This is a genomic window from Nesterenkonia sp. PF2B19 (assembly GCF_001758425.2).
Classification (GTDB): Bacteria; Actinomycetota; Actinomycetes; order Actinomycetales; family Micrococcaceae; genus Nesterenkonia; species Nesterenkonia aethiopica.
Genome location: NZ_MDSS02000022.1, coordinates 25,272 through 51,756 on the forward strand (window position 1 = coordinate 25,272; position 26,485 = coordinate 51,756).

The window sequence follows — 26,485 nt, forward strand, 5'->3', positions numbered from 1 at the left end:
GGGCTCAGCCGCGGTGGAAGGCCACGATCCGGTCGAGACCCTCGGCGACGGCGGTCGGCCCCGGTGCCAGGGACAGGCGCACCCACTCGTGACCGGTCACGGGATCGAAGTCAGTGCCGGGGACGATCGCCACCCCGGCCTGCTGCAGGACCGCCTGGCAGTAGGCCGGGGAGTCCCCGAACTCCGCCAGGTGCTCGCCGATGTGCGCGTAGACGTAGAACGCGCCGTCGGCGGGCGCCAGCTGGCCCCAGCCGAGCTCCGACAGCCGGTCCAGCACCAGCTGACGGGCAGAGGCGTACTGCTCCACCTGTGCTCCGGCGAAATCCATCGACTCCGAGCTGAAGGCCTCCACGGCGGCCAACTGGGAGCCGTGCGGCGGACACAGGGAGACGTTGCCGGCCAGCCGCGAGACCGGATCCACCAGATGCTCCGGCAGGACCGCCCAGCCCAGGCGCCAGCCGGGCATGCCCCAGTACTTGGAGAACGAGGACACCACGACGGCGTCGTCGGTCAGTTCCAGTGCGCTCACCCCGGGAGACGGGCGACCGGTGGCCGGACCGGCCCCTCCATAGGTGATGCCGTGATAGATCTCATCGCTGACCAGGTGCACGTCCTGCTCCCGGCACCAGTCCACCAGAGAGGTGAGCTCCTCACGGCCGATCATGGTGCCGGTGGGATTGGCCGGGGACGCGAGGATGAGCCCGGACAGCGGGCCGCCGTCGGCCGCCGCCTGCTCCAGGAGCTCCACGGTGGGCTGGAAGCGGACCTCAGGGCCGCAGTCCAGATCCACCACCTCGATGCCGAGGCTGGCCAGGATGTTCCGGTAGGCGGGATAGCCGGGCCGGGCGAGCGCCACGCGGTCGCCCGCGTCGAAGGCCGCCAGGAAGCTCAACAGGAACGCCCCGGATGACCCGGTGGTGATGGCCACCCGCTCGACGTCGACCTGGACGCCGTACCAGTCGGCGTAGTGGGCGGCCACGGCCTCCCGCAGCGGCCGGATCCCCAGCGCGGCGCTGTAGTTGAGCACCGTGCCCTGGGCGTGGATCTCCGCGGCGGCGCGATTGACCGCCGGAGGAGCGCCCGAGCCTGGCTCGCCGGCGGTCAGCGAGACGACGTCGCGGCCCTGCGCGCGCAGGGCATCGATCTGAGCGAGGATGCTCATCACCTGAAAGCCGGGGACCTCGGAGCGCTGCGACGGTTTCATGCCCGCCAGCCTATCGGCCGCAGCCGCGGTGAAGCGGTGCGTGCTCAGTCCTCGGCGGCGGCGAGCTGGCCGCAGGCGCCGTCGATCTCCTTGCCGCGGGTGTCCCGCAGCGTGGTGGGCACACCCTTGGCCTCGAGCCGTGCGATGAACTCCTGCATGACCTCCGGCTCGGAGGACGTCCAGATGGAGCCCGGGGTGGGGTTCAGCGGGATCGGGTTCACGTGCACCCATCCCCGCCCGCGGGCGTTGAGCTTGTCCGCCAGCAGGTCCGCGCGCCAGCCGTGGTCGTTCATGTCCTTGATGAGCGCATACTCGATGGAGACCCGCCGGCCGGTGGTCTCGTAGTAGTAGTACGCGGCATCGATCGCCTCGTCGGCCTTCCAGCGCGAGTTCACCGGGATGAGCTCGTCGCGCAGCTCGTCGTCGGGGGCGTGGAGGCTCAGGGCGAACGTGATCGGCAGGTCCTCATCGGCCAGCTTCCGGATCGCCGGCACCAGGCCGACGGTGGAGATGGTGATGCCCCGGGCGCTCATCCCCAGGCCCTCGGGGGCGTCATCGATCATCCGGTGCACCGCATTCATCACCCGCTTGTAGTTCGCCAGCGGCTCACCCATGCCCATGAAGACGATGTTGGAGACCCGCTGCGGACCGGTGCGCTGCGTCCCGCCCGCGGCAGGCTCAGGCCCCTCCTCGGCGAAGTCGGTCTCCTCACCGAGGCCGGCGTGGTCCCGCTCCTCGGCGATCTCCGCCGCACTGGGGGCGTCGAGTTCTCCGGCGGCGATGGCCCGGTTCGCCTGGACGATCTGGTCCACGATCTCCGCGGTGGACATATTGCGGGTGAGCCCGTTCTGGCCGGTGGCGCAGAAGGGGCAGTTCATCCCGCAGCCGCACTGGGAGGAGATGCACAGGGTGATGCGGTTCCGGTACCGCATCAGCACCGACTCCACCAGGCGCCGTCGAAGAGCCGCCAGAGGAACTTGATGGTGGCGCCGTCGTCGGTGCGCAGCCGACGGACCTCGGTCAGCAGCGGCGGCAGGAACTCGGAGACCATCGCCTCCCGCGTGGCCGCCGGCAGGTCCGTCATCTCTGAGGGGTCCGAGGTGTAGTGCTGGAAGTAGTGCACGGAGAGCTGCTTGGCCCGGAAGCCCGGGTAGCCCAGCTCCTTGGCGCGAGCGATGCGCTCCTCCAGGCTCATGTCCGCCAGGTGCTTGGGCGGCTGGGTGACACGTGCGGACTGGGCGAACTGCAGCTGCGGGCGCCCGTCGGGACCCATGGGCTGCTTCCACCCCTCCGGCTTGGGCCGGACCTGAGGGCGGGCATCGTCGGCACGGGTGGGGCGCTGCGCCGCGGCCGCGCGCGGCGTCTCCGGGTTCTTCGGTGAAGTCGACATCGACACCAGTGTCCCATGCCGGGGCGGCCTCGGGTCAGGGGATGAGCCAGGGGGACGGGTCAGGCGCTGGCGCGGCCCGCCTTCCAGTACCCCATGAAGGAGACCTGCTTGCGGCTCATGCCGATGCCCTTGACCAGGTGGCGGCGCAGACCGGTGATGACGCCGGCCTCTCCAGCCAGCCACGCGTACTCCCGGAATCCCTCGGGGTCGGCGACCTCCCAGAGCACGGCGTCCTCGCTGACCTCGGGCAGCTCGCCGGTGTCCGGGGCACCGACGGCGGCGCGCGCGGCTCGCAGGCGGCCTGCCGGGCGGCGAAGATCTCCTCCCGGCGGCGCGCCCAGTCCTCGACGGCCGCGGTGAGCCGCTCCCCCAGAGGCGCACCGTCGCGGCCGAGCCAGTGGACGGTGACACCGCAGCGGGTGGTGACCTCGAGGGCGTCCTCGCTGCTGGGCACCTCCAGGTACGCTTCACCAGTGATGCCCTCCGGCAGGGACTCGAGGATCGCGCACATGGCAGGCACGGCGGTCTCATCCCCGGCCAACAGCACGTCCCGGGCGGTGCCGGGGTTCCATTCGATGCCGGCCCCGACCTCATCGGAGCGCCCGTCCGGGCCGATGACGATCAGCTCATCACCGGGACGGGCGGCGCTCACCCAGGCGGAGGCCGGACCCTCGGTGTCGTGGACCACGAAGTCGATGTCGATCTCGCGCTGCTCCGGACGGATCGCGCGCACCGTGTAGGTGCGGATGGGATTGCGCTCCGCGTCGTCGAGCTCGCGCCAGCGGTGGTACCACTCCATGATCGTGGGGGCCGGGTCGGCGAAGAGCCCGATCTCCGGATACTCGCCGTCGGCACGGGGCAGGAAGACCTTGATCCGCTGGTCCAGCCCGCCGGTGTAGAAGTGGCGGAGGTCCTCAGCGGTCACCGTCACCCGGATGAAATGGGGACTGAGCCGTACGACGTCGGCGACCGTGGTCCGGAACGCACGGGTCGCCGGGATCGGGCGAGCCACGGCCGTCGACCCGTCGGTCGGCACGGTCGGCGCCGTGGCGCGGCGACCCGAGCCTTCCACGGCACGGATCTCCGGGCGGGCGGGTGTCGCCTCGGCGACATCGACCGGCTGTGCGCTCATGGGATCCTCCACAGGTCGGGGCGACCCCGATGCGCTCGATCGAGCCATCAGGGAAGGTTCGCCTCACCACAGTAGACGCCCTTTAGCGAACTTCGCAATGACGAAACCGACTGTGACGCCGCTGTCACCGGACCCGCTCACCGGGCCCGCGCACGGAACCCGCGCAGCCGCAGGCTGTTGCCGACCACGGACAACGAGGAGAGCACCATCGCCGCCCCGGCGAGCATCGGGTTCAGCAGGCCCAGCGCGGCCAGCGGGATCGCCGCCGTGTTGTACAGGAACGCCCAGAACAGATTCGAACGGATCGTGGTGAACGTCTTCCGGGAGAGCCGCACGGCGTCGGCCACACTGCGCAGGTCTCCTCGGATGATGGTGATGTCGGCGGCGTCGATCGCCACATCGGTGCCGGTTCCCATGGCGATGCCGAGATCCGCCTGCGCCAGGGCGGCGGCGTCGTTGACGCCGTCGCCGACCATCGCCACCGTGCGTCCCTGGCCCTGCAGACGCTTCACGGCGTCGACCTTGTCCTCGGGCAGCGCCTCAGCGATGACCTCAGCGATGCCGACCTCCTCGGCCACGCGCTCGGCGGTCCCCGTATTGTCACCGGTCAGCAGGACGGGAGTCAGCCCCAGCCCCTTCAGCTGGGAGACCGCCTCCGCTGAGGTCTCCTTGACTGCGTCGGCGACGATCAGCACGCCGGCGAAGGCGCTGTCGACGGCGACCAGCACGGGCGTCCGCCCCTCGCGCTCGACGCGGCGGCACATCGCCAGGACCTCGTCCGGCAGGTCCACGTCCTGCTCGGCGAGGAAGCTGCGCCGCCCGACCCAGACGTCACGCCCCTGGACCTGGCCGGAGACGCCGCGACCCTCATGGTTCCGGAAGCCCTCCACCTCGGGCAGGGAGCCGTCCCGCTCCCCGTGGGTCTCCCGGGCCGCGGCCGTGACGGCGCGGGCGATGGGATGCTCGGAGTAGGACTCCAAGGCGCCGGCCAGGCGAAGGAGCCGATGGTCGGCGTCGGTCACCGGCTCGGGCTCCGTCTCCGGAGCGCCGATCGAGTGGATCGCCGTCAGCCGCATGGAGCCGGTGGTCACCGTGCCGGTCTTGTCCAGCACCACGGTGTCCACGGTCCGCGAGGACTCCAGGACCTCGGGCCCCTTGATGAGGATGCCCATCTGGGCACCCCGGCCCGTGCCGACCAGCAACGCGGTCGGGGTGGCCAGCCCCAGGGCACAGGGGCAGGCGATGATCAGCACGGCGACGGCGGCGGTGAACCCGGCTTCGGCGGGGTGTCCGATCAGCAGCCAGGCCAGCAGGGTGATCACGGCGATCACCAGCACCACCGGCACGAAGATCCCGGAGATCCGGTCCGCCAGCCGCTGCACCTCAGCCTTCCCGGACTGGGCCTCCTCCACCAGGCGCGCCATCTGGGCCAGCTGAGTGTCGGCTCCGATGCGGGTGGCCCGCACCACGAGGCGCCCGGAGGTGTTGACGGTCGCTCCGGCCACCGGGCTGCCCGGTGAGACCTCCACGGGGATGGACTCCCCGGTGAGCATCGACATGTCCACTGCCGAGACGCCGCGGACGATCTCCCCGTCGGTGGCGACCTTCTCGCCGGGTCGGACGACGAACTCGTCCCCGACGGCGAGCTGCTCCACCGGAATGCGGACCTCCTGAGCTGCGCGCAGCACCGAGACCTCCTTGGCCCCCATGCGCAGCAGCGAGCGCAGTGCGGCCCCGGCCTGCCGCTTGGAACGCTTCTCCAGATAGCGGCCCAGCAGCAGGAAGGCGGTCACGGCGGTGGCGACCTCCAAGTAGATGTTGGCCGCGCCGTCCACATGCTCGGGGAAGAGGCTGAACTCGTGGCGCATTCCGGGATCTCCGGCCGTGCCGAAGACCAGCGCGTAGAGCGACCAGATCAGCGCCGCCAAGGTCCCCAAGGAGATGAGCGTGTCCATGGTGGCCATGCCGTGCCGCGCATTGAGGGCCGCGGCCCGATGGAAGGGCCATCCGGCCCACAGCACCACCGGCAGGCTCAGCACCAGGGAGACCCACCCCCAGCCGTCGAACTGGGTGACCGGGACCATCGCCCAGACCACCACGGGCGCGCTGAGCACGGCGGCGATCACCAGGCGACGCTTCAGCCCGCGGAGCTCGCGGTCGGCGCGCTCGTCCTCCTCCGACTCATCCTCCTCAGGAAGCTCAGCGGTGTAGCCGGTCTTCTCGACGGCGGCGATGAGAGCCTGGACGAAGTCCTGGCGGTCTTCGACGTTCTCGCCGCTGATCCAGGCCTTCTCCGTGGCGTAGTTGACCGAGGCGGTGACGCCGTCGAGCCGGTTGAGGCGCTTCTCCACGCGGTTCGCGCAGGAGGCGCAGGTCATCCCGCCGATCTCCAGCTCCAGTCGCTCGACGCCGTCGGAGCTCTCAGCCCTGTGCGGCGGCGCAGTGCGCGCAGATCCGGAGGCATCGGTCATGAGGCGCGCACCGCCTCGTATCCGGCCTCGTCCACGGCGGCGATGACGGCGTCGTCGGAGACCCGCTCCGGGTCCTCAGCCGTGAGGCGCAGCGTGCCGCTGGCCGCGCTGACCTCGACGCCCTGGACGCCGTCGAGGGCCTCGACCTCCTGCCGGACGGCACTCTCGCAGTGCGAGCAGGTCATGCCGGTGACGGTGTACTGCAGGGTGGTGGCCATGGTGCTCCTCCGTGACGTGAGTGATCATCCGATGCCGGCAACTATACCCCTAGGGGGTACAATTGTATACCCCTCTCCAGTACACTTTCGTCACATAAGGAGGCCATGACCGATGAGCGAGACGACGACCGCCGCCCCCAGCGAGGGCACGGCAGGCACCGACAGCACGGCGACTCCCGAACCCCGCGAGCACGCCGAACACACCCATCACGGATACATGTCCGACAAGTCCCGATACCTCTCACGACTGCGCCGCATCGAAGGACAGGCTCGAGGCATCCACCGGATGATCGAGGACGACACCTACTGCATCGACATCCTCACCCAGATCAGCGCCATGACCTCCGCCCTGGAGAACGTGGGCCTGGCCCTGCTGGACGACCACCTGAAGCATTGCGTCGCCGGCGCTGTGGCCGAGGGAGGCGCCGACGGCGAGGAGAAGCTCAAAGAAGCCTCCGACGCCATCCGACGCCTGGTCAAGTCCTGACGAGCCGCTCCCCCGTCACAGCGCTCAAGCGCACCGGCACCGGTGTGCCACACTGACCGCATGGTGACTCCGCTGAAGGGCACGCTGCTCCTCCTGGCCGGGACCTTCGCCCTCGGCGGCACCTCACTGCTGATCTCCACCATCGCGGCAGACCCCCTGGTCATCGCCTCCCTGCGATGCCTCCTCGCCGTCCCGATGCTGCTGCCCCTGGCGCTGTGGGAGCTGCGTCGCGTGGACCGGGCCGCGTCACTGCCCCGACGGACGGTGATCGGTGCGCTGATCGCCGGACTCGCCCTGGGGATCGACTACAGCTTCTGGAACACCTCCATCGGTCTGGTGGGTCCCGGCATCGCCACCGTGCTGCTCAACATCCAACTCGTCGCCCTGCCCCTGATCGCCTGGCTGGTGGAGCGCGCACGGCCCATGCCGCAGCTGGCGGCGATCATCCCGCTGATGCTCACCGGAGTGGCGATGACCGCCGGAACCTTCGACGTCGGCGGGGTCCAGCTGGGCGGAGTGCTGGCCGGACTGGCCGCCGGCACCGCCTATGCGATCTACCTGGCGGTCATCCGTCGGACGGCACCGGCGACCACCAAACCCGCACCGTTCACGGTCCTCGCCCTGGTGTGCCTCTCAGCCGGAGCCGCGGCCGGAGTCGGCGCCGTGATCACCGGAGACGCCCACTGGCCCGCCGAACCTGGCACGTGGGGCCAGCTGCTGGCCCTGGCGTTCGTGGGCCAAGTGGTCGTGTTCTGGTGCCTCAACGTGGGCATGACCGGCATCTCGGAGACCGCGACCTCCACTCTGCTGCTGCTGCCCGGAGTGTTCGCCCTGGGGCTGTCGTCAGTGCTGCTGCGAGAGACGCCGTCACCGATCCAGCTGACCGGCTGCGCGGTGATCATCCTGGGCGCCTGGTGGGCGTCCCTCGCCTCCCATCGGAGACGGCGGGGCCGGGAGTCATCTGCTGTGGATCGGCGCTGACCAGGGGTAGCCTCGGCGGCATGAGCACCCGACTTCAGCGGCTGCTGAGCCAGCTGCGCTCCCCCATCCTCCAGGCCCCGATGGCCGGCGGTCCGGCGACGCCGCGCTGGCGCCGCGGTGCACCGCGCCGGTGCGTTCGGCCAGCTGGCCGCCGGCAACCTCTCTGCCGCCGCGCTGGCCGCCCAGCTGGACAGCACCCGGGAGCTCCTGAGCTCCCCTGCCTCGCCGGACGGGGCCCTGCCGGTCGAGCCTCTGCCGGTCGCGCCTCTGCCGGTGGGCGTGAACCTGTTCGTACCCGACCCGGACACCGCCGAGGCCGCCGCACTGGAGGGGTACCGAGCCGCTCTGCGCCCGGTGGCGGATGCCCTCGGCGCGGAGGTTCCTGAGGTTCCCGCATGGTCGGATGACGACTTCCCCGCCAAGGTGGAGCTGCTGGTCTCCCGGCCGGTCGCCGTCGTCTCCTTCACCTTCGGCCTCCCGGCGGCGGAGGTGGTGCGCCGACTGCAGGAGGTCGGCTCCGCCGTCGTGATCACCGTGGCCGACCGGCCCGGTGCGCTGCGTGCTGCGCAGCTGCGGCCTGACGGCCTGGTGGTGCAGGGGCAGCAGGCGGGCGGACACCGCTCGGTGCTGGACATGCACGACGATCCCGACCCGATCGACACGGCCGACCTGCTGCGCACGGTGCGCGGCGCGCTGGAGGGCCACCGCGACGGAGATGACGGCGACGGCGGTTCGGCGAGTCTGCCGCTGATCGGGGCCGGAGGGGTCGGGACGGCCGAGGACGTGGCCGCCCTGTGTGACGCCGGCGCGCAGGCCGTGCAGGTGGGGACCCAGTTCCTCACGGCGTCCGAGGCCGGCACCCGCGCGCCCCACCGGGAGACGGTGCTGGATCCGGCACGCCGGGAGACCGTGGTGACCCGGGCGTTCTCCGGACGGCCGGCGCGGGGCCTGCGCAACCGGTTCATCGACCAGATGGACCGACACGCGGTGACCGGCTATCCGCAGGTGAACCAGCTGACCGCCCCGCTGCGTGCGGCCGCGGCAGCCGCCGGAGATGCTGAGCACCTGAGCCTGTGGGCAGGCACCCGCACCGATGCCTGCCGGGAGGAGCCCGCCGCCGACGTCGTCGCCCGCCTCACGCCCTGACCTCCCGAACTGGCGTCCGTGACGGGATTCCGCCCGGCTCCTCGCCCGTGGATCGTCCGCCCCTGAGAAATCGTCCCTGAGTCTGGCGACGATCTGTCACTGAGAGACGATCTCTTGGCTGAATTGGACTGACAGAAGCCCGCAGACAGAACGGCGGCCCGGCCCAGAGCTGATGCTCTGTGACCGGGCCGCCGCCCACCTACCTTGCCAGGGGTGTCATGCGCTGCGCCGTCATGCCCGGAGATCCGCCCAAGAATCTCCGGCGGCGACAGCGCCACCCCATCTCGCACCTGCCAGGAGGAGTCCGCTGACGCTGTCCGTGACACCGTCAGCGGTGTCGGGTCTGGCAGAACCACCCGAGTCCATCAGGGACGCCCGACTCAGTGGTCGTGATCGTCCTCATCATCGTGATCATGGTCGTCATGATCATCGTCATCGTCATCGTGGTCGTGGTCATCCTCGTCGCCATGGTCCTCGTCGCCATGGTCGTGACCCTCGTGGTCGTCCTCGTCTCCGTCGTCCTCGTCACCGTCGTGCTCGCCCTCGAAGTCGTCGGACACACCCTCCACGGGGCGGCCGTCCACCGCGGCGATCTCGTTCGGTGCGAAGTCCAGCTCGGCCTCGTGAATGATCTCCAGCTCGTTCAGGTCCACCATGTGGATCGTCTGAGCGTCCGGCTCGGTGATGTAGGCGATGTCGTCCACCACGCGGATGGCCGGTCGCGGTTCCTGCCACTCCTCCGGCTCGGTCCATTCGTCCATGATCTGGAGGTGGTCGATGTGTTCGCCGGTCTCCTCGTCGATGACGTGCAGCTGCCCGTCCTCGGCGATCACCAGCGCCTCACCCTCGGGGCCACGCGCCAGGGAGCGGAAGTTGTAGGCGGCGTCGATGTCCGCCAGCACGATCTCTTCCGTCTCGGAGTTGACCAGGGCCACCTCCGTCATCGGCTCCTCGCGGTCCTCATCCAGCAGGTAGTCGCCCAGCAGCACCGGGGAGTCATCGTGGGGGAAGAGGTTGCCGATCCGCGCGAAGTCCTCGCCGGCCTCGACCTTGGTGAACTCCTCGCCGTCGAACAGGAGGACACCGTCCTCGCAGCCCACTGCGATGGTGTGGTCCGGAAGCGCGGCCTCACCGTGGACCCCCGGGCACTCCTCGCTGCGGGCGACCTCCTCGCCGTCGGCGTCCAGGAAACGGGCACCGCTGCGATCGGCCAGGGTCTCGAAACGGGAACCGTCGGCGTTGACCACGGCCACGCCGTGGTGGGCCTCCTCGGTCTCGGCCACCTCCGCCTCGATCTCGGACTCGGCGTCGAGGCTGCCCAGGTCGTAGCTGTGGATCTCCCCGTTGCCGTCGAAGAACAGGGCACCGACGCCGTCGTGGGCCACGACGTGACCGGGCTCGGGACCGTCGACGGTGATGTCCGTCAGCAGCGGATCGGTCGTGTAGTAGTGGTTGTGCTCGCCGTGCGGAGCACCCCAGGTGCCGCCGTCGAGCAGGCGGAACGACTCACCCTCCGAGAGGAAGAAGTGGCGGCCATCCCCGGCGGAGTTGACGCGCACGAAGCCCTCGGCGTCGAAGTCTCCGAGAACATCCAAGGTCGCCCCGTCGAGCACGGCGACTCCGCCGTCATGGGTCACGGCCAGACGAGTCGTCGGCCCGCCGGCCTCATGGGTCTCCCTGTCAGACGGTTCGACTCGCTCGTCCTCGGAGTCCTCCTCCTGCGCACCGTCCTCGTCACCGGCATCCGTCTCCTCGGTCTGCGCGGCGGTGTCCAGCTCCTCGTCGCTGGTGGCGGCGCCTTCATCGCCGCAGGCGGACAGGACCAGAGCCGAAGCCATGGCCAGGGAGGTCAGAGTGAGTGCATTCCTATTCATGCGAATCATTATCAGAAATCGCTCGCAATAGATGCAAACCGTTCGCAGTTTGTGACGACGAGGTGACGACGCGTCCCACCGCAGGCGAGCGCGGCGACCCACCAGGTGTCGGAATGTGTCCCGGCCCCTCGGTTCCGCTGACCAGCGTCCATAGAATGACAGCCATGCCCAGTACCCAGTGGAACCCGGGTGCGTATCTGACCTACGCGTCCGAGCGCACGCAGCCCTTCATCGACCTCCTCCAGCGCGTCCGCCTCCCCCAGGCGGAGACCATCCTGGACCTGGGCTGCGGCCCCGGAAACGGCATGCCCGTACTGCGCGGCATGTGGCCGCACGCGACGATCACCGGCGTCGACTCCAGCGCGGAGATGCTCGACCGCGCCCGGGAGGCCACCGACGACGACCGCATCAGCTACATCCGCTCGGACATCCGGAACCTGGAGGTCCCCGAGCCGGTGGACCTCGTGGTCTCCAACGCGGCCCTCCAGTGGCTCCCCGACCATCGGGACGTGCTGCCCCACATCCTGGACATGGTGGCGCCCGGCGGGGCCCTGGCCGTCCAGATCCCGGGGAACTTCAGCGCACCCAGCCACTCGCTGCTGGCCGACTTCGCCTCCCGCGAACCCTATGCCACCCATATCGACCAGGACTCCCTGCTCCAGCCGACCCACGCGCTGACCGACTACATGCTCGACGTCGCCCGCCCCGGCTGGGAGGTGGAAGCCTGGGAGACCCGCTACCACCATGTGCTGCAGGGCGAGGACCCGGTCTTCCAGTGGATCTCCGCGGCGGCCGCGCGCCCGGTGCTCCAGGCCCTCCCGGAGCCCGAGCTGAGCCGGTTCACCGAGGAGTACAAGGCCGCTCTGCGCGAGGCGTACCCGCAGACCTCGCTCGGCACGGTCCTGCCGTTCCGTCGCCTGTTCTTCATCGCTCGTCGCCCAGCGCAGTGATGTGCGTCGCGGCCGCGCTCGGACTCCCGGGCGCGGCCGCGCAGGCCTTCTGCGTCTCGGTCAGGACGTCAAGCCAGACCCCGTATCATCGGGGGCTGGACCGGACCTTCCCCTGACCGTGAGACCAGTGAGGCCTCCCATGTCGCAGCACTCCCCTGACACCCGACCGGCAGCCCAGGAGCCGTCCGACGGCGTGCCTGTACGCACCGCCCCGGCCACTCCGCGGACCCCGCTGGTGATCATGAGCACCTATCTGATCCTGGCTCTGGCCCTGGGTTGGCTCATCGGCCTGCCCCTGGTGCTGATGGAGGCGCCGGACCGGCACGCCGCACCGCTGGACATCTTCTTCAACCTGTTCATGCTCAGCCCCGCACTGGCAGCCGTGGCCGTCCACGTGATGGAACGGCGCCAGCCCGCCCAGGTGCTCTACGGCCACTTGGCGCGGACGCGTGAGGCCGAGCCCGACGCCGACGCTGAGCACGACGCTGAGCACGACTCAGCGGCCGACGTCGACATCACCACTCGCCTGCGGCCGCAGACGGTGACCGACGCGCTCGGCATCACACCGCTGCGCCCGGTGTCTCGACTGATCAGCTGGTCGGTGCTGGGCATCCTGCTGTTCTTCGCGTTCAGCATGGCCGCTCTGCCGATCGGCGGCCTGCTGGGGGTCTACGCCTTCGACCCGTCCATGCCGGTCTTCGTCCAGGATCTGGGCCAGCGTCTGGGCCACGACCCCACCGAATTCATCGCCACCGGCCTGATGGTCGAGGCCGGGATCATCTTCGCCGCCGCCATCGGCTTCGTCTTCCTCCATGTGGGCGCGGAGATCGGCTGGCGCGGCTGGTTCTTCCCCCGGGCGCAGCTGCGCTGGGGCACCACTCGCGCGGTGCTGATCACCGGGGCGGCCAACGGACTCTGGTATGCGCCGCTGCTGGCCGTCGGCTTCTTCTACGACCAGGCCGACGTCTTCCAGGCCATGGGGCTGATGATCGTCTTCTGCATCATCATCGGCGGAGTCCTGGCCTGGCTGCGCATGCGCTCAGGATCAGTCTGGCCGGCCGCATTCGCCCAGTCGATGATCACCGCGGCGACGATCCTGGCCTACTGGTTCACCTCCTTCGGCGAACAGCTCGACTTTCGGCAGGCCACCCTGCAGGGCTGGTCCGGCTGGCTGCTGCCGGCCGCTCTGCTGGGCGTGCTGCTGCTGACCCGCCGCCGCAGCTTCGCCCCGGCGAGCGCCTGACGTCTGCCGGCCGCTTCACCTCAGCGGAAGTCGATCTCCTCCAACGCGTCGATCTGGGCGGTCAGGTGCTCCTCGAGGGCCTGTTCGTCGCCCTCCTGGACGAAGCGCGCGTAGAGATGGACACCGTCGCCGTCCCAGGCCGCGACCCCGGCGGTGCCGGTCATCCCCTCATACTCGGTGGAATACCAGAATCCCCCGACATCCGGATCGTCCCAGGGTTGCATCTCGACGACGAGTCCGTCGTCTCCCTCCACCGTGGGGCAGGCATCGGGGAGGTCAGCGTGGAGCCCGGCGACGTCGTCGTCGCCTTCTGCGGTGAACAGCTTGATATGAGCCATCCCGTCCTCCTCACCAGGAATGTGGAAGGTCGACTCCACGAGCCCCGTGCTGATCACGATCAGCCGACGCAGCTCTGCCATCGCCTCGTCACAGTCGGCTCCCGTGACCGCGTCCTCCGCAGAGATCTCGAAGTCCAGAGGCGTGGAGTCCCCTCGCCGTCGGTCCTCGCTCAGGTATGCCGTGGGACCCTCTGAGTACGTCCAGCCTTCTGGAAGCTCATCGTCGTCCAGGGCGGCCTCCAGGAGATGCCGCTCAGTCTCCGGAGGCTCTCCGTACCGTTCCACCAGTTCCTCGTCGGAGAGGTCGTCGTACTCCTCCAGCTCATCCAGCTCGTTCTGTTCGTCCAGCTCGTCGTCGGGATGCTCGACAGGCTCATCATCGGCGGCATCGTCCGGCGAGGCCTCGGCGTCCGAGTCCTCAGCCGTCACGGTGTCAGCGTCCTCCACCTCGGCAGCAGTCTCGGAGTCCTCGCCGGAATCACCGCAGGACGTCAGGGTCAGGGCCAGCGCGGAGAGCGCGGCCCCCCGCATCGACAGCAGGGAGGCTGACCACCGAGAGGTTGTCTGGTCGAGCAGCTGTGGCTCCGTCGAGCCGTCGGTGAACCGAGTCGTGGGGGTCATGGGGAGAGTCCTCTTCCGTCGTCGTCACAGGTCTGTGAGAACGATCGGCCTGGTCTCTCCCTGCCAGCGCGTCGATCGGGGTGCCTTCAGGTTACCAGGGGGTACCGGCACAGCGGGAGGGGTCGACCGCATCAGGAGGGGTGGGCCGCCTCGAACCACGAGATGAGGTGCTCCACCAACGCTTCCGCCGCGTCACGTTCAGTGAGGTCACGCGCCTGGAGATGGAAGGCCACCCCGTCCCCCACCCACACGTACCCGCTGCTCGACCCAGCGATCTCTTCATCGGTGAGCGCGTCGTAGAGTGCGACGTCCAACCAGAAGCCGACGGCGTCCTCTCGCTCCCACGTGTCCTTGACCAGTTCCTGACCGTCCTCGGTCACGAGCTCTCGGCAGTCGGTGATCATCTCCTGGTATGCCCACAGCAGGTCGGGGAACGCGTCAGCGACATACACGGACAGTCCGGCCCCCGAGAACTCCATGGCCTCGTGGACGAGCACCACGGACATCCCTGCCTCGCCCTCGCGCAGCCCGGTGAGCCGCTCACGCGCGATCTCACACTCTCGGTCCGTCTCCTCCACTCCCAGCCAGCCGAACGCATCGTCCCATGGGGGCGAGAAGTCGTGCCGCACCCCGCCGAAGTCGTCGACCGCCGGCTCCGGGCCCTCCACGATGGCCCACCCCGCGGGGAGATCCTGCTCCTCGGGGAACACCTCCAGCAGCACCTGCTCTCCTGCTTCGCGGCTCGCGCGCTGCTCCGCCTCCCCTGCCGGGAGGTCCTCATCCTCCCCGTTCCCCTCAGCCTCGGCCTCCTGCTCGGCGTCGGCCTCTCGCCCATCGTCCGGTGTCTCATCGTCGGGCAGGCCGGGGTCGGCCTCGGGCGTCTGCGGTGTGGGGGTCGCGTCGGCATCCGCCGTACCCCTCTCCTCGGGCGCGTCGGCGCAGGCGGCCACCAGCGCCACGGCCGCGCACACGCAGGCGAGGCGAGCTGGGACGGACCAGCTGGGCCCACCGTGCGCCGACTGGCGGCAGGACAAGCGTTCGAGGGCGTGCTCACGCATCGGGAGATCCCTTCCCGTCGTCGTCACAGGTCTGTGAGAACGATCGAGCCGGCTCTCCCTTCCGGCACACCGATCTGGTGAGCCCAGAGGCTACCAGGCGTCACCTCCGAGCGGGTAGGTCAGCGGAAGTCGATCTCCTCGAACGAGGCGATCTGGTCCGCGAGGAACTCTTCGATGAGCTCCTTGTCGTCGATGCCTTCGACGAACATGTACAGGTGGACGCCGTCGCCGTCCCAGACGGCCAGCCCGGTGGAGATCTCGTGTCCCGAGATGACCTCCTCGGCCCAGAACCCGCCGATGTCGTCATCGTCCCAAGGCTCCAGCATGGCCTCATCCCCGTCCTCGTACACCAGCTCCGAACAGGCGTCCGCCAGGGCGCTGTAGGGGCCCATGAGGTCAAGGCTCCGGTCCGTGGTGAACACGTCCATCTCCACCACCCCGAAGGCGTCGTCGTAGATGACCGCCTCCCCGGATCCTGACGCGCTGGTGGAGAGGTCATCGATGTCCGCGAGCGCGTCCTCGCAGTCCTCATCGAGGTCGTAGCCGGTCCAGTCCAGCGAGAAGTCGTACCGGATGCGCTCCTCGCCCGGCTCGATCTCGGTCAGATACGGCGTGGGGCCCTCCTGATAGAGCCAGCCGTCCGGCAGGTCATCGGGGTCGAGGTACCCGGCGAGGATGTCCTGCTCGATGGCCGGGCCCTCCCCGACGTCGTCGTCCTCGTCGTCATCCTCATCGTCTTCCTCGTCGTCCTCGTCGTCCTCGCCCTCGCGGTCCAGGTCCGGGCCGAGCGAGTCGTCTTCCTCGTCGTCAGCCTCATCATCGTCGGAGTCATCGTCCTCGGCGTCGCGGTCCTCAGTGTCGTCGGACCCGGTGTCTCCGTCGGCGTCTCCGTCGACGTCTCCGTCCTCATCCACGGTCTCCTGGTCGTCGGGCTCGGCGTCGGTCGCCTGTTCATCCCCCAGGCTCACGCAGCCGCTGACCAGCAGCATCGCCGCCGAGAGCAGCCCGGCCGCCCGCAGCCGCGCCGTCGGCGACCGTCGGTCTCCCCTCGGCTCATCCTCGGTCAGCCCTCCCCTGTCCTCCGGTGCGCGGCGGCCGCCCGCCGTCACCGCAGCGGCCAGCGCTCGTCGGTCCACCCCATGTCCGCTCATGAGTCCGTCCTTCCGTCCCGTCACTCAACCTGCGACGCACCCGTGTGAGCCCCCTCGGCCCTGGCACCGGCCCGCTGCCCCGACAGTAGCAACGCCGGCGGCAGACCGGGAGATGCCGCGCCTCGGCGCGGCCCGCGCACCGCACCCGACGACGGGGCCAGACGACGGTGCCACACAACGGTGCCATTCCGCGGCCATCCGGCACCTCACCACCGGACGGCCTGGTGCTGAGGCTGGTTTTTCCTGGCCGAAACTCTGCGATGCCCAGGGCGAAACACCGAGTTGGAATCGTGGGGCTCACCGTGAGGCCCCGTCTCACGCTCCCAGCCCAGGTTCCACCACGTGCCCGCCGTCGAGCGGAGGAGAGCAGGACACCATGACCCCGCAGCCCTACAGCACCGGACCCCTCACTGACACCGAGCAGCACCGCGCCGCCCCGCCTGCCGAGGTCGGCCAGGCCCCCGAAGACCGTCTGGTCGTGGAACGCGGCCGCTGGATCACCAACTGGCAGCCTGAGAACTCCCGCTTCTGGGAGGGACCAGGACGGGTGACCGCCCGGATCAACCTCATCTGGTCCGTATTCTGCGAGTTCCTGGGCTTCGCCGTCTGGCAGCTGTGGTCCGTCACCGTGGTCTTCCTCCCCCAGGTGGGCTTCGACCTCACCACCTCCCAGCAGTTCTGGCTGGTGTCCCTGCCGCCGCTGGTGGGCGCCACCCTGCGCGTCCCCTACAGCTTCACCGTCGCGATGTTCGGCGGACGCAACTGGACCATCGTGTCCTCCCTGCTGCTGCTGATCCCGACCCTCGCCATGGCCTTCAGCCTCGGCAACCCCGACACCCCCACCTGGGTCCTGTTCGCGATCGCGGCGGCCGCCGGATTCGGCGGCGGGAACTTCGCCAGCTCGATGGCCAACATCACCTTCTTCTACCCGGCCAAGGAGAAGGGTGCGGCACTGGGCGTCAACGCCGCGGGCGGGAACCTCGGTGTCGCCGTCGCCCAGTTCACGGTGCCGATCGTGGTGACCGCCTTCGCCTTCGGCACCTTCCAGCCGAACCTGCCCATGGCGGGGATCTTCTGGATCCCGTTCATCCTGCTGGCCACCTGGGGCGCCTGGAAGTACATGCACAACCTCTCCCACGCGAAGAACGACCTCAAGGGGTCCCTGTCCACGCTGAAGGAGAAGCACCTGTGGATCATCGCGGTCCTCTACATCGGGACTTTCGGCTCGTTCATGGGCTTCGGCTCCGTCTTTCCCACGCTGATCAACATGACCTTCCCGGAGTTCTCCAGCTTCCAGGTCCTCGGCGCCGCGCTGTCCCTCGCCTTCATGGGCCCGCTGGTCGGCTCCCTGGCCCGTCCCTACGGCGGCAAGCTCGCCGACCGCATCGGCGGCGCCCGCATCACCGCCCTGTGCTTCATCCTCATGGCCGGCGTCACCGCCCTGGTGGTGCTCACCCTGCCGATGGCCAGCTTCTGGATCTACCTGCTGCTGTTCCTGACCCTGTTCACCCTCACCGGCATCGCCAACGGCTCCAGCTACCGGATGATCCCGCTGGTCTTCAAGCTCTCCGTCAGTGCCGACGACCGAGTCGGCCATGAGCGGAAGGCCTCGGCGGCGCTGGGCCTGATCGGCGCCGTCGGCGGCTACGGCGGCTTCGCCATCCCACAGATCCTCAACTTCTCCCACAACTCCACCGGCGGATTCGACGTCGCCTTCTGGTGCTTCGCGGCGGCTTACATCGGCTTTGCAGGACTGACATGGGCCGTTTACATGCGACCGGGCACAATCTTCGCCAAGGCCAACGTCTGACGAGCTGCAACTGACGACCCCGGCTGACCCCGACCCCAGGAGCATTCCCCGATGACCCCCACGGCGCGCACCCGCACAGGTTCGACGCGCACAGGTTCGACGCGCACAGTGCAGACCCACTGTCCGTACTGTGCTCTGCAGTGCGCCATGGACCTCACGGTGGTCGAGCAGCCCGGAGCACCGGACAGCTTCAGCGTCGACGGCACCTCCTTCCCCACCAATCAGGGCAGGCTGTGCCGCAAGGGCAACACCGCCGCCGAGCTGCTGACCCGCCGTCACGACCGGCTCACCGCACCGTTGCTGCGTGGAGACGACGGCGAGCTGCACCCCACCACCTGGGAGGCCGCCCTGACGCATGTGGTCACCGAGATCCGCCGCATCCAGGACGAGCACGGGCCCGACGGCGTCGGCGTCTTCGGCTCGGGAGGCCTCACCAATGAGAAGACCTACGCACTGGGGAAGTTCGCGCGGGTGGCCCTGGGCACCGCGCAGATCGACTACAACGGCCGGTTCTGCATGTCCTCGGCCTCGAAGGCCTCCACCCTGGCCTTCGGGCTGGACCGCGGGCTGCCGTTCCCGCTGACGGACCTCGACGCCGCCTGCACCGTGCTGCTGCTGGGGTCCAATGTGGCCGACACGATGCCGCCGTTCGTGCAGCACCTGGAAGGTGCCCAGGCCTCCGGAGGTCTGATCGTGGTGGACCCGCGGCGCAGCGCCACCGCGGAGCTCACCGCCGACGGCGGCGGCCTGCACGTCGCCCCCGCCCCGGGCGGAGACCTGGTCCTGCTGCTCTCCGTGGCGCAGGTGGTCCTGGAGGAGGGGTTCGCCGCCGAGGACTACCTCAGCCGGCGGGTCACCGGGCTGGACGCGTTCCGCCGCACCGTGGCCCACTGGTGGCCCGAACGAGCCCAGGCCGCCACCGGTGTCGGAGCCGATCAGATCCGTCTGGTGGCCCGCCGGCTCGGCCACGCCGCCCGGGCCGCGCGCGCCGGCGGCGACCCCGTCTACATCCTCACCGGACGGCGGCGTCGAGCAGCCACAGGACGGCACCGACACGGCCCGCGCGGCGATCAGCCTGGCCCTGTTGCTGGGGCTGCCCGGCACCCGCGCCGGCGGATACGGCACCCTGACCGGGCAGGGCAACGGGCAGGGGGCCGGGAGATGGGCCAGAAGACCGACCAGCTGCCCGGCATCCGCTCCATCACCGATCCGGCCGACCGCGCGCACATGGCCCGCATCTGGGGCGTGGACGAGGAATCCCTCCCCGGCCCCGGCCAGCCCGCCGCCCAGCTGCTGCACACCATGGGGCGCGACGGCGGCGTGAAGGGCCTGCTCGTCCACGGCTCCAACGTGGCGATCTCCGCGCCCGACGCCGGCCGGGTGGTGGAGAACCTGCGCGCCCTGGACCTGCTGGTGGTCGCCGACTTCTTCCTCTCCGAGACCGCCGAGGAGGCCGACGTCGTGCTTCCGGTGCTGCAGTGGGCCGAGGAGGACGGCACCATGACCAACCTGGAGGGCCGGGTGCTGCGCCGTCGGAAGCTCGTGGAGCCGCCGTCGTCCGCTGACCCGGACTCTGGGCCGCGCTCGGAGCTGTGGATCTGGCACGAGCTCGCCCGCCGACTGGGCCGCCCCAGCGGCTTCCCCGTGGACCCGGCAGAGGTCTTCGCCGAGATCCGCCGGGCCACCGCCGGCGCCGCCGCCGACTACTCGGGGCTCGACTGGGACCTCATCGACGCCGGCCATGCCCCGTACTGGCCGGTCCCCTCGGCGACGCTCAGCGGCGAGGCCTCCCTCACCGGGGAGCCGATCATCGGCACCACCCGGATGTTCCTGGAGCGCTTCGCCCACCCCGACGGGAAGGCGCGGCTGGCCGCCATCACCCCCGGGAAGATCCCCGCCCCGGCCCCAGGGCAGCTCACCCTGACCACCGGCCGGCACATGGAGCACTATCAGTCCGGCACGCAGACCCGCCGCGTACCCGCCCTGCTGGACACCCACCCGGAGGCGACCGTGGCCGTGCATCCGGCCACGCCCTGGAGCACGGCCTCGACGACGGCGACCAGGCCGTCATCGCCAACGCCCAGGGCGAGATGACCGCGCGGGTGGTCTGCGACGCGGCATCCGCACCGACACGATCTTCGCCCCCTTCCACTACGCCGGCGCCGGGACCGCGAACCGGCTCACCCAGGCGCTGACCGACCCGCAGAGTCGGATGCCCGAGTTCAAGAACACGCCCGTGACGCTGCGCCCGGCCGGGGCGTCTCGCACGGCGCCGGCCGGGGTGACCCGTGACGCTGAGCCTGCTGTGACCGCCCCTTCGAAGGAGACCCGCCTGTGACGTCCCCGTCGACCGCCCCCCGTCCCGCCGCTGACACCTTGTCCTCCGGCACCTCCGACATCGAGGCCTCCCCCGCGGAGACCACCACCGCACCGGCGCCTCACGTGGTGGTGCTGGGCTTCGGCCCCGTGGCCGCCCGCCTGCTCGAGCAGCTGCGTGACGACGTCGCCGCCGGTCACCTGCGCGTGACCGTGGTGGGCTCCGAGTGCGTCCCGGCGTACCAGCGGATCAGGATCGGCGACGTCAGCGTGGGGCGCAGCGAACCGGAGGACCTGGCCCTGGCCGACGAGGCCGAGCTGGCCGAGACGGGAATCGAGGTCCGCTGCGGGGTCACCGCCACCGCCCTGCATGCCGCCTCCCGGATCATCACCCTCGACGACGGCGGCATCCTGCACTACGACAAGCTGGTCCTCGCCACGGGCGCGGAGCCGACCGTCCCGCGGATGTCACTGGAGATGCGCCGCGACGGCCACATCGACGCCGAGCTGACCATGAAGGCCAACGGCCGCTCGGCGGGGCGCAGATCTCGCGCGCCGGGGGCGGAGTCTGAGGAGCCCCGCCGGTACCCGGAGGGGGTGATGGCGCTGCGAGACCTCGATGACGCCCGACGCATCCGCGAGATCGTCTCCCGCCGTGAGCGGGCCGTGGTGCTCGGCGGCGGCGTGCTCGGAGTGGAGGCCGCCCTGGCGATCGCCGAGGTGGGCGGTGAGGTGACGCTGCTGCACCGCGGCACCGTGCCGATGGGCCGACAGATCGACACCGACTCCGGGATGCTGCTGCGCCGTCAGCTGGTGGACGCCGGCGTGGACGTCCGCTCCGCCTGCGACGTCAACACGGTGGTCGCCGACGACGGCCGGCTCTCCGCCGTGCGCACCTCGCTGGGCGAGAAGATCGACACCTCACTGCTGATCACCTGCACCGGGGTGCGCCCGCGCGACGGCCTGGCCGCCGATGCCGGACTGCCCACCGCCTGGGGCGTGGTGGTGGACCGGCAGTGCCGCAGCACCGGGGACCCACACGTCTTCGCGGTGGGTGACTGTGCCGCCGTCGAAGGGCGCGATCCCAGCGGGCTCATCGGCCCCGGCTGGGCGCAGGCCGAAACGGCCGCCGGCACTCTGCGTGCCGACCTGGGACTCAGCGCGCCCACCGAGCACGACGCCGCCGGGCGTCCCGTCGATCTGACGGCGTCGGCTCCAGCGAGGGCCGCGACGGCGGGCGCCGCCCCGCAGACGCTGGATGTGATCCTGGTGAAGTCGAAGACGCTGTCCGTGGCCTGCGCTGGGGAGACTGCTGTGGATCCCTGGGACCCCGAGGCGCCGACGGTGTCCACCTGGTCCGACCCCAAGGCCGGACAGTATCTGCGCATCGTCACCGAGGGTGATCGTCTGCTGGGGTTCGTCTCGGTGGGGATGCCACGCTCCGCGGCGGAGCTGGCGCTGCACTGCACCCGCGGCACCCTGCCCGTGGCCGACCGCACCGCCCTGCTCGCCGCCGAGCACGCCACCAAGGAGGCCGAGCTCGGGCCCGACGACGTCCTGTGCCGCTGCTCCGGGGCGACCGCCCGACAGGTGGAGGAGGCGGCATCCTGCTGTGACACCGTGGAGGAGGTCGGGGCGGCCTGCCGGGCCGGCACCGGCTGCGGCACCTGCCACCGGAACATCGAGAGGATGCTGGCCGCGGCCGAGCCCGCCGTGGTCTGAGGCCCCTCCATCCGGGGTCCCTGAGCGGGCACACGAGCGTCGAGGAGTCACTTCCCGGCACCCCTCACCCCGCCTGACACGCGTCAGGTGGGGTGAGATGCACGGGGAACTGACTCCTCGACATGAGGACCAGACCAGAGAGGCGGACCGGAGCACCCCGGCCCGCCCCTGTCACAGGCTGACGTGGACCCTGCCCTCGGCATCGACGTCCACTGCGAAGACCCGCAGCGCGAGCCCGTCCTCGCTGAGGCACTGACCCGACTCGAGGTCATAGACCTGCTTGTGGATCGGCGAGGCCAGAGTGGGCCGTCCGCCCTTGGTGCCCACGATCCCGCGAGCCATCACATGGGCCTTCGCGAAGGGGTCCCACTGGGAGACGGCGAACACGCGGTCTCCGGGAACACGGATCAGGGCGATCTGCACGCCCTCGACCAGGGCCGCCTCGCCCCAGAAGGGCTCGAGGTCCTCCAGCCGGCAGACCGCGTGGCGCCCGTCGGTCGACGCCGCGGCGTCGGCGAGCGTCAGGTCGGGCTCTTCGGTGAGATGCAGTGCTGTGGTCATACATCCACGCTAGGCGTGCGGGATTTCCCCCATCGTGCGCGCGTGTTTCCCCCCGGTGAAACGTCCTTCAGCACCCCGGATCACCACGCTGAACGCCTCGTCATATTGGCTTTACAAAGGCGATACGGCAGGGAAATCGCCTCTCCCTACGCTGGATCCAACCCCGAGCACAGGGCACCGTCACGGTGCCTCTGACACGCTCTTCTCGACCGGCAAGGTGAGGATCATGTCTGCACCCAGCACAGCGACCCCGACTCCGAGCGACGCCGAGACGCGGCACATCGTCGTCGTCGGCGGCGGCCCCGCGGCCCACCGGCTGACCGAGGCCCTCGTCTCCCGCGAGCTGCCCGGCACCCGGATCAGCGTCTTCACCGAAGAGATGCTGCCGCCCTACGACCGCGTCGCCCTGTCCAAGCGCTTCGAGATCGACGACGACCTCCTCCTCGGCGAGCCCTCCCTCTGGGAACATCCCACCGTCACCCTGCACACCGGACGGTCCGTCACCGCGCTGGACGTCGCCGCCCAGCGGATCACCACCGCCGACGGCGAGACCCACGGCTACGACGAGCTCGTCCTGGCCACCGGCTCCTCCGCCCCGCGGCCCCGGCTGGCAGGCGCCGAGGAGATCGCGGTCTACCGCACCCTTGATGACGTCGACTGGCTGCGTCAGCGGGTGGCGGACCTCGCCGTCGAGCTCGGCCGCACTCCGCAGTGCGCCGTCATCGGCGGCGGCCTGCTCGGGCTCGAGGCCGCCGGCGGGCTGAAGGGGCTGGGCGCACAGGTCACGGTGGTGCACTCCAAGCCGTGGCTGATGAACGCCCAGCTGGACGAGTTCGGCGGCCGCACCCTGAACCGCCTGCTGGAGAAGGAGGGCTACGACCTCCACTGCGGCGAGCGCCCCGCCGGCCTGGAGATCCGCGACGCCGCCGCCGCGGGAGATGCCCGGTCCGCCGCTCCACAGCCTCGCTACGCCCTGACCTTCCCCGCCATGGACACGGTGGAGGCGGATCTGATCGTCGCGGCGATCGGCATCACCGCCCGCGACGAGCTCGCCCGTGAGGCCGGTCTGGACATCGGGTCCCGCGGCGGGGCCGTCATCGACGCCACCTGCGCGACCTCGGCGCCGCATGTGTGGGCCATCGGTGAGGTCGCCTGCTTCGAGGACATCTGCATGGGCCTGGTGGCTCCGGCCAACGCCATGGCCGAGGTCGTCGCGGACCGGCTGGCTGGCGGGGCGGCCGAGTTCGACGGCTTCGACACCGCCGCGAAGCTCAAGCTCGCCGGCATGGACGTGGCCTCCTTCGGGGACGGCTTCGCCGAGACCGACGGCGCCCTGGAGGTCGTCTACGCCGACCCGGCCGGCGGCGTCTACCAGAAGCTGGTGGTCTCCGAGGACGCCAAGACGCTGCTGGGCGGCATCTTCGACGGCGACGCCTCCCCCTACTCCTCGCTGCGCCCGCTGCTGGGCCGCGAGCTGCCGGCCGAGCCGGGCGCCTTCCTCTCGGCAGCCGGCGGCGAGGTCGCCGACCTGGACCTGCCCGACGACGCCCAGGTGTGCTCCTGCAAGGACATCTGCGCGGGCACCATCCGCAAGGCCGTGGTCGGCGACGGCGTCGCCCCGCCGTGTGCGGACATCGGCGCACTGAAGTCGTGCACGAAGGTGGGCACCCAGTGCGGCTCGTGTCTGCCGATGGCCAAGAAGATCATGGAGAAGGAGATGGTCGCCCAGGGGATGGAGGTCTCCACCGCCCTGTGCGAGCACTTCGGCCTCTCCCGCGCTGGGCTCTTCGAGGCGGTGCAGGCCACCGGGCTCACCTCCTTCGCCGAGATCATCGAGCGCTTCGGGACCCCCGCGGACGCCAGCGTCAACTTCGGCTGCGACATCTGCAAGCCGGTCATCGCCTCGGTGCTGGCGGCGCAGCATGACGAGTACATCCTCGACGGCGGCCGCGGCACCCTGCAGGACACCAACGACCGCGCCCTGGCGAACATGCAGAAGGACGGCACCTATTCGGTGGTGCCGCGGGTCCCGGCCGGGGAGATCACCCCGGAGAAGCTCGCCGTGATTGCGGAGGTCGCCCAGGAGTTCGACCTCTACACCAAGATCACCGGCGCCCAGCGGATCGACATGTTCGGCGCCCGTCTCGAGCAGCTGCCGCTGATCTGGAAGCGCCTGGTGGAGGCCGGCTTCGAGTCCGGGCAGGCCTACGGGAAGGCGCTGCGCAATGTGAAGTCCTGTGTGGGCTCCACCTGGTGTCGCTACGGCGTCCAGGACTCGGTGGCGATGGCCATCGAGCTGGAGATGCGGTACCGAGGGCTGCGCTCCCCGCATAAGCTCAAGTTCGGCGTCTCCGGCTGCGCCCGCGAGTGCGCGGAGGCCCGTGGCAAGGACGTCGGCGTCATCGCCACCTCGGAGGGATGGAACCTCTACGTGGGCGGCAACGGCGGCGCCACGCCCGCCCACGCCGAGCTGCTGGCCAAGGACCTCGACGACGAGACCCTGCTGCGCTACATCGACCGCTACATCATCTACTACGTGCGCACCGCTGACCGGCTGCAGCGCACCGCCCGCTGGATGGAGGAGCTGCCCGGCGGGGTGGACCACGTCCACGACGTCGTCGTGAAGGACACCCTGGGCATCGCCGAGGACCTGGAGGCCGCCATGGCCACCCACGTGGGCCGCTACGAGGACGAATGGGCCGCCACCCTGCGGGACCCGGAGAAGCTGCGGCGGTTCCGCAGCTTCGTCAACGCCCCCGACGCCCCGGACACGGGGCTGGCCTACGTGGTGGAGCGGGACCAGCGACGCCCGGCCACCGCGGAGGAGGTCGAGGCGGCCGCCGCCGGCGAGGGGCCCGTGCTGCTCTCCGGTCCCCGCATCCCCGTGCGTCAGGACGGCGGCGAACCCGCCGCGGCCGCTGCTCAGCCGGTGGGGGGTGCGGTCATGATCGGGCATGTGACCCTGGTCGGCGGAGGGCCGGGTGCGGCGGATCTGATGACCGTCCGCGCCCGGGACGCGCTGGCCGCCGCCGACGTCGTCTTCTACGACCGTCTCGCCCCCACCGACGGCCTGCCCGACTGGGCGCCGGGGGCTGAGCTGGTCGACGTCGGTAAGCGGCCTGGACATCACCGGGTCCCGCAGGAGACCATCCACCAGATGATGATCGAGGCAGCACAGTCAGGGAAGGCCGTGGTGCGGCTCAAGGGCGGAGACCCGTTCGTGTTCGGCCGCGGCTGCGAGGAGGTCGCCGCCTGCCGGGAGGCCGAGGTGCCGGTCACCGTGGTGCCGGGGATCTCCTCGGCCATCGCGGTCCCGGCCGCCGCCGGCATCCCGGTCACCGCCCGCGGCGTCTCGAAGGCGTTCACGGTGATCTCCGGGCATGATCCGCTCAGCGAAGAGGAGCTGGCCGGTCTCGTCGGGCTCGGGGGCACCACCGTCATCCTCATGGGTGTCGGCACGCTGGGCCACACGGTCTCCGGGCTGCGCCGCCACGGACTGGGCGACGACGTCCCGGTGGGCATCGTGGAGCACGGCTTCAGCGCCGACCAGCGCGTGTCGATCGCGCCGCTCGGCGAGATCCTCGGCGTGGCCGCGCACGCGCGGATCAGCCACCCCGCGGTGCTGGTGATCGGCGAGGTGGTGCGACTGGCCGCCGTCGAACCCCTGACGGGAGAGGCCGCCCACCCGGTGTCTGTCAGTGGGCCGACGGCGAGCGCGGCGTCCAGCGGATCCGCGCCCTGGCGGGGGCGGTGCTGTGAGCCCGTCGCTGAGCACCACCGGACTCCCCACTGGACCCTCTGCCGGGCCCTCC

20 protein-coding genes and 2 pseudogenes are annotated in these 26,485 nt (G+C 70.4%); 11 read left to right on the forward strand and 11 right to left on the reverse strand.

Annotated features, from left to right (window positions below):
• Window positions 1-4 precede the first annotated feature (4 nt).
• The 6 genes and pseudogenes from BCY76_RS08410 to BCY76_RS08430 all read right to left on the reverse strand — a co-directional run bounded on the left by BCY76_RS08410 (window position 5) and on the right by BCY76_RS08430 (window position 6,415).
• The gene (locus BCY76_RS08410; RefSeq protein ID WP_070160338.1) at window positions 5-1,204 is read right to left on the reverse strand and encodes a pyridoxal phosphate-dependent aminotransferase; all 1,200 of its coding nucleotides are present in this window, start codon (window positions 1,202-1,204) and stop codon (window positions 5-7) included.
• A gap of 44 nt (window positions 1,205-1,248) precedes the next feature.
• Window positions 1,249-2,594: pseudogene (gene rlmN / locus BCY76_RS08415) on the reverse strand (23S rRNA (adenine(2503)-C(2))-methyltransferase RlmN).
• A gap of 59 nt (window positions 2,595-2,653) precedes the next feature.
• Window positions 2,654-2,752, reverse strand: a complete 99-nt coding sequence (locus tag BCY76_RS20370; protein ID WP_336582033.1) for an SIP domain-containing protein — start codon at window positions 2,750-2,752, stop codon at window positions 2,654-2,656.
• The gene (locus tag BCY76_RS08420; RefSeq protein WP_336582030.1) at window positions 2,710-3,726 is read right to left on the reverse strand and encodes a siderophore-interacting protein; all 1,017 of its coding nucleotides are present in this window, start codon (window positions 3,724-3,726) and stop codon (window positions 2,710-2,712) included. The genes BCY76_RS20370 and BCY76_RS08420 overlap by 43 nt, the downstream gene beginning before the upstream one ends.
• Before the next feature lie 137 nt (window positions 3,727-3,863).
• Window positions 3,864-6,197, reverse strand: a complete 2,334-nt coding sequence (locus tag BCY76_RS08425; protein ID WP_170922633.1) for a heavy metal translocating P-type ATPase — start codon at window positions 6,195-6,197, stop codon at window positions 3,864-3,866.
• Window positions 6,194-6,415, reverse strand: coding sequence for a heavy-metal-associated domain-containing protein (locus tag BCY76_RS08430; RefSeq protein ID WP_070160337.1), 222 nt, complete (start codon window positions 6,413-6,415; stop codon window positions 6,194-6,196). The genes BCY76_RS08425 and BCY76_RS08430 overlap by 4 nt, the downstream gene beginning before the upstream one ends.
• Before the next feature lie 112 nt (window positions 6,416-6,527).
• On the opposite strand from BCY76_RS08430, the gene BCY76_RS08435 reads away from it, so the two are divergent.
• From BCY76_RS08435 to BCY76_RS08445, 3 genes are all read left to right on the forward strand, one after another.
• A complete protein-coding gene (locus tag BCY76_RS08435; RefSeq protein WP_070160334.1) occupies window positions 6,528-6,902 on the forward strand; it encodes a metal-sensitive transcriptional regulator in 375 nt (124 codons plus the stop codon).
• A 60-nt stretch (window positions 6,903-6,962) separates the two neighbouring features.
• Complete coding sequence (locus BCY76_RS08440; protein WP_070160332.1) at window positions 6,963-7,883, forward strand: DMT family transporter; 921 nt, start codon at window positions 6,963-6,965, stop codon at window positions 7,881-7,883.
• 117 nt (window positions 7,884-8,000) lie between these two features.
• Complete coding sequence (locus BCY76_RS08445) at window positions 8,001-9,029, forward strand: NAD(P)H-dependent flavin oxidoreductase (protein ID WP_237090051.1); 1,029 nt, start codon at window positions 8,001-8,003, stop codon at window positions 9,027-9,029.
• Between the two features lie 380 nt (window positions 9,030-9,409).
• On the opposite strand, the gene BCY76_RS08450 is transcribed toward BCY76_RS08445, so the two are convergent.
• A complete protein-coding gene (locus tag BCY76_RS08450) occupies window positions 9,410-10,903 on the reverse strand; it encodes a hypothetical protein (RefSeq protein WP_201791099.1) in 1,494 nt (497 codons plus the stop codon).
• Between the two features lie 164 nt (window positions 10,904-11,067).
• On the opposite strand from BCY76_RS08450, the gene BCY76_RS08455 reads away from it, so the two are divergent.
• Together BCY76_RS08455 and BCY76_RS08460 are read left to right on the forward strand one after the other, a co-directional pair.
• Window positions 11,068-11,853, forward strand: a complete 786-nt coding sequence (locus BCY76_RS08455; RefSeq protein WP_070158540.1) for a methyltransferase domain-containing protein — start codon at window positions 11,068-11,070, stop codon at window positions 11,851-11,853.
• A gap of 193 nt (window positions 11,854-12,046) precedes the next feature.
• Window positions 12,047-13,096: a CPBP family intramembrane glutamic endopeptidase gene (locus tag BCY76_RS08460; RefSeq protein ID WP_139827691.1), complete on the forward strand. Its 1,050-nt coding sequence runs from the start codon at window positions 12,047-12,049 to the stop codon at window positions 13,094-13,096.
• A 20-nt stretch (window positions 13,097-13,116) separates the two neighbouring features.
• Here BCY76_RS08460 and BCY76_RS08465 read toward each other — a convergent pair whose 3' ends face one another.
• From BCY76_RS08465 to BCY76_RS18075, 3 genes are all read right to left on the reverse strand, one after another.
• Window positions 13,117-14,055: a hypothetical protein gene (locus BCY76_RS08465; protein WP_070158543.1), complete on the reverse strand. Its 939-nt coding sequence runs from the start codon at window positions 14,053-14,055 to the stop codon at window positions 13,117-13,119.
• 131 nt (window positions 14,056-14,186) lie between these two features.
• The gene (locus tag BCY76_RS08470) at window positions 14,187-15,113 is read right to left on the reverse strand and encodes a hypothetical protein (protein WP_139827692.1); all 927 of its coding nucleotides are present in this window, start codon (window positions 15,111-15,113) and stop codon (window positions 14,187-14,189) included.
• A 119-nt stretch (window positions 15,114-15,232) separates the two neighbouring features.
• Window positions 15,233-16,264 (reverse strand): hypothetical protein, encoded by a 1,032-nt coding sequence (locus BCY76_RS18075; RefSeq protein WP_070158545.1) that lies wholly within the window; start codon window positions 16,262-16,264, stop codon window positions 15,233-15,235.
• 376 nt (window positions 16,265-16,640) lie between these two features.
• Here BCY76_RS18075 and BCY76_RS08480 point away from each other — a divergent pair, with 376 nt between their 5' ends.
• From BCY76_RS08480 to BCY76_RS08490, 4 genes are all read left to right on the forward strand, one after another.
• Window positions 16,641-18,074: an MFS transporter gene (locus BCY76_RS08480; protein ID WP_070158546.1), complete on the forward strand. Its 1,434-nt coding sequence runs from the start codon at window positions 16,641-16,643 to the stop codon at window positions 18,072-18,074.
• A gap of 147 nt (window positions 18,075-18,221) precedes the next feature.
• The gene (locus tag BCY76_RS08485; RefSeq protein ID WP_336582031.1) at window positions 18,222-20,168 is read left to right on the forward strand and encodes a molybdopterin oxidoreductase family protein; all 1,947 of its coding nucleotides are present in this window, start codon (window positions 18,222-18,224) and stop codon (window positions 20,166-20,168) included.
• 40 nt (window positions 20,169-20,208) lie between these two features.
• Entirely contained in the window at window positions 20,209-20,412 is a 204-nt protein-coding gene (locus BCY76_RS20375; protein WP_336582034.1) for a hypothetical protein, read from the forward strand.
• On the forward strand, window positions 20,409-22,112 hold the full coding sequence (locus tag BCY76_RS08490) for an FAD-dependent oxidoreductase (RefSeq protein ID WP_070158805.1): 1,704 nt from the start codon (window positions 20,409-20,411) through the stop codon (window positions 22,110-22,112). Before BCY76_RS20375 ends, BCY76_RS08490 begins: the two co-directional genes overlap by 4 nt.
• Before the next feature lie 171 nt (window positions 22,113-22,283).
• Here the strand turns inward: BCY76_RS08490 and nirD are convergent, their stop codons facing one another.
• Window positions 22,284-22,673 carry a nitrite reductase small subunit NirD gene (gene nirD, locus BCY76_RS08495; RefSeq protein ID WP_070158806.1) on the reverse strand — a complete coding sequence of 130 codons (390 nt, stop codon included), beginning with the start codon at window positions 22,671-22,673 and terminating at the stop codon, window positions 22,284-22,286.
• 226 nt (window positions 22,674-22,899) lie between these two features.
• Between nirD and nirB the strand changes: the two are divergent.
• Together nirB and cobA are read left to right on the forward strand one after the other, a co-directional pair.
• A pseudogene (gene nirB, locus BCY76_RS08500) lies at window positions 22,900-25,569 on the forward strand (nitrite reductase large subunit NirB); the annotation flags it as partial.
• 99 nt (window positions 25,570-25,668) lie between these two features.
• A partial coding sequence (cobA, locus tag BCY76_RS19195; RefSeq protein WP_237090053.1) for a uroporphyrinogen-III C-methyltransferase occupies window positions 25,669-26,485 on the forward strand: 817 nt, incomplete at its 3' end.

What these genes read in the sequence shown, in the direction of transcription:
- BCY76_RS08465 (WP_070158543.1), bottom strand. Translation starts at nt 14,055, where the DNA reads ATGACCCCCACGACTCGGTTCACCGACGGCTCGACGGAGCCACAGCTG.
- BCY76_RS08450 (WP_201791099.1), bottom strand. Translation starts at nt 10,903, where the DNA reads ATGAATAGGAATGCACTCACTCTGACCTCCCTGGCCATGGCTTCGGCT.
- BCY76_RS08470 (WP_139827692.1), bottom strand. Translation starts at nt 15,113, where the DNA reads ATGCGTGAGCACGCCCTCGAACGCTTGTCCTGCCGCCAGTCGGCGCAC.
- BCY76_RS08430 (WP_070160337.1), bottom strand. Translation starts at nt 6,415, where the DNA reads ATGGCCACCACCCTGCAGTACACCGTCACCGGCATGACCTGCTCGCAC.
- BCY76_RS08425 (WP_170922633.1), bottom strand. Translation starts at nt 6,197, where the DNA reads ATGACCGATGCCTCCGGATCTGCGCGCACTGCGCCGCCGCACAGGGCT.
- BCY76_RS08440 (WP_070160332.1), top strand. Translation starts at nt 6,963, where the DNA reads ATGGTGACTCCGCTGAAGGGCACGCTGCTCCTCCTGGCCGGGACCTTC.
- BCY76_RS18075 (WP_070158545.1), bottom strand. Translation starts at nt 16,264, where the DNA reads ATGAGCGGACATGGGGTGGACCGACGAGCGCTGGCCGCTGCGGTGACG.
- BCY76_RS08420 (WP_336582030.1), bottom strand. Translation starts at nt 3,726, where the DNA reads ATGAGCGCACAGCCGGTCGATGTCGCCGAGGCGACACCCGCCCGCCCG.
- BCY76_RS08435 (WP_070160334.1), top strand. Translation starts at nt 6,528, where the DNA reads ATGAGCGAGACGACGACCGCCGCCCCCAGCGAGGGCACGGCAGGCACC.
- BCY76_RS08455 (WP_070158540.1), top strand. Translation starts at nt 11,068, where the DNA reads ATGCCCAGTACCCAGTGGAACCCGGGTGCGTATCTGACCTACGCGTCC.
- BCY76_RS08480 (WP_070158546.1), top strand. Translation starts at nt 16,641, where the DNA reads ATGACCCCGCAGCCCTACAGCACCGGACCCCTCACTGACACCGAGCAG.
- nirD (WP_070158806.1), bottom strand. Translation starts at nt 22,673, where the DNA reads ATGACCACAGCACTGCATCTCACCGAAGAGCCCGACCTGACGCTCGCC.
- BCY76_RS08410 (WP_070160338.1), bottom strand. Translation starts at nt 1,204, where the DNA reads ATGAAACCGTCGCAGCGCTCCGAGGTCCCCGGCTTTCAGGTGATGAGC.
- BCY76_RS08485 (WP_336582031.1), top strand. Translation starts at nt 18,222, where the DNA reads ATGGACCTCACGGTGGTCGAGCAGCCCGGAGCACCGGACAGCTTCAGC.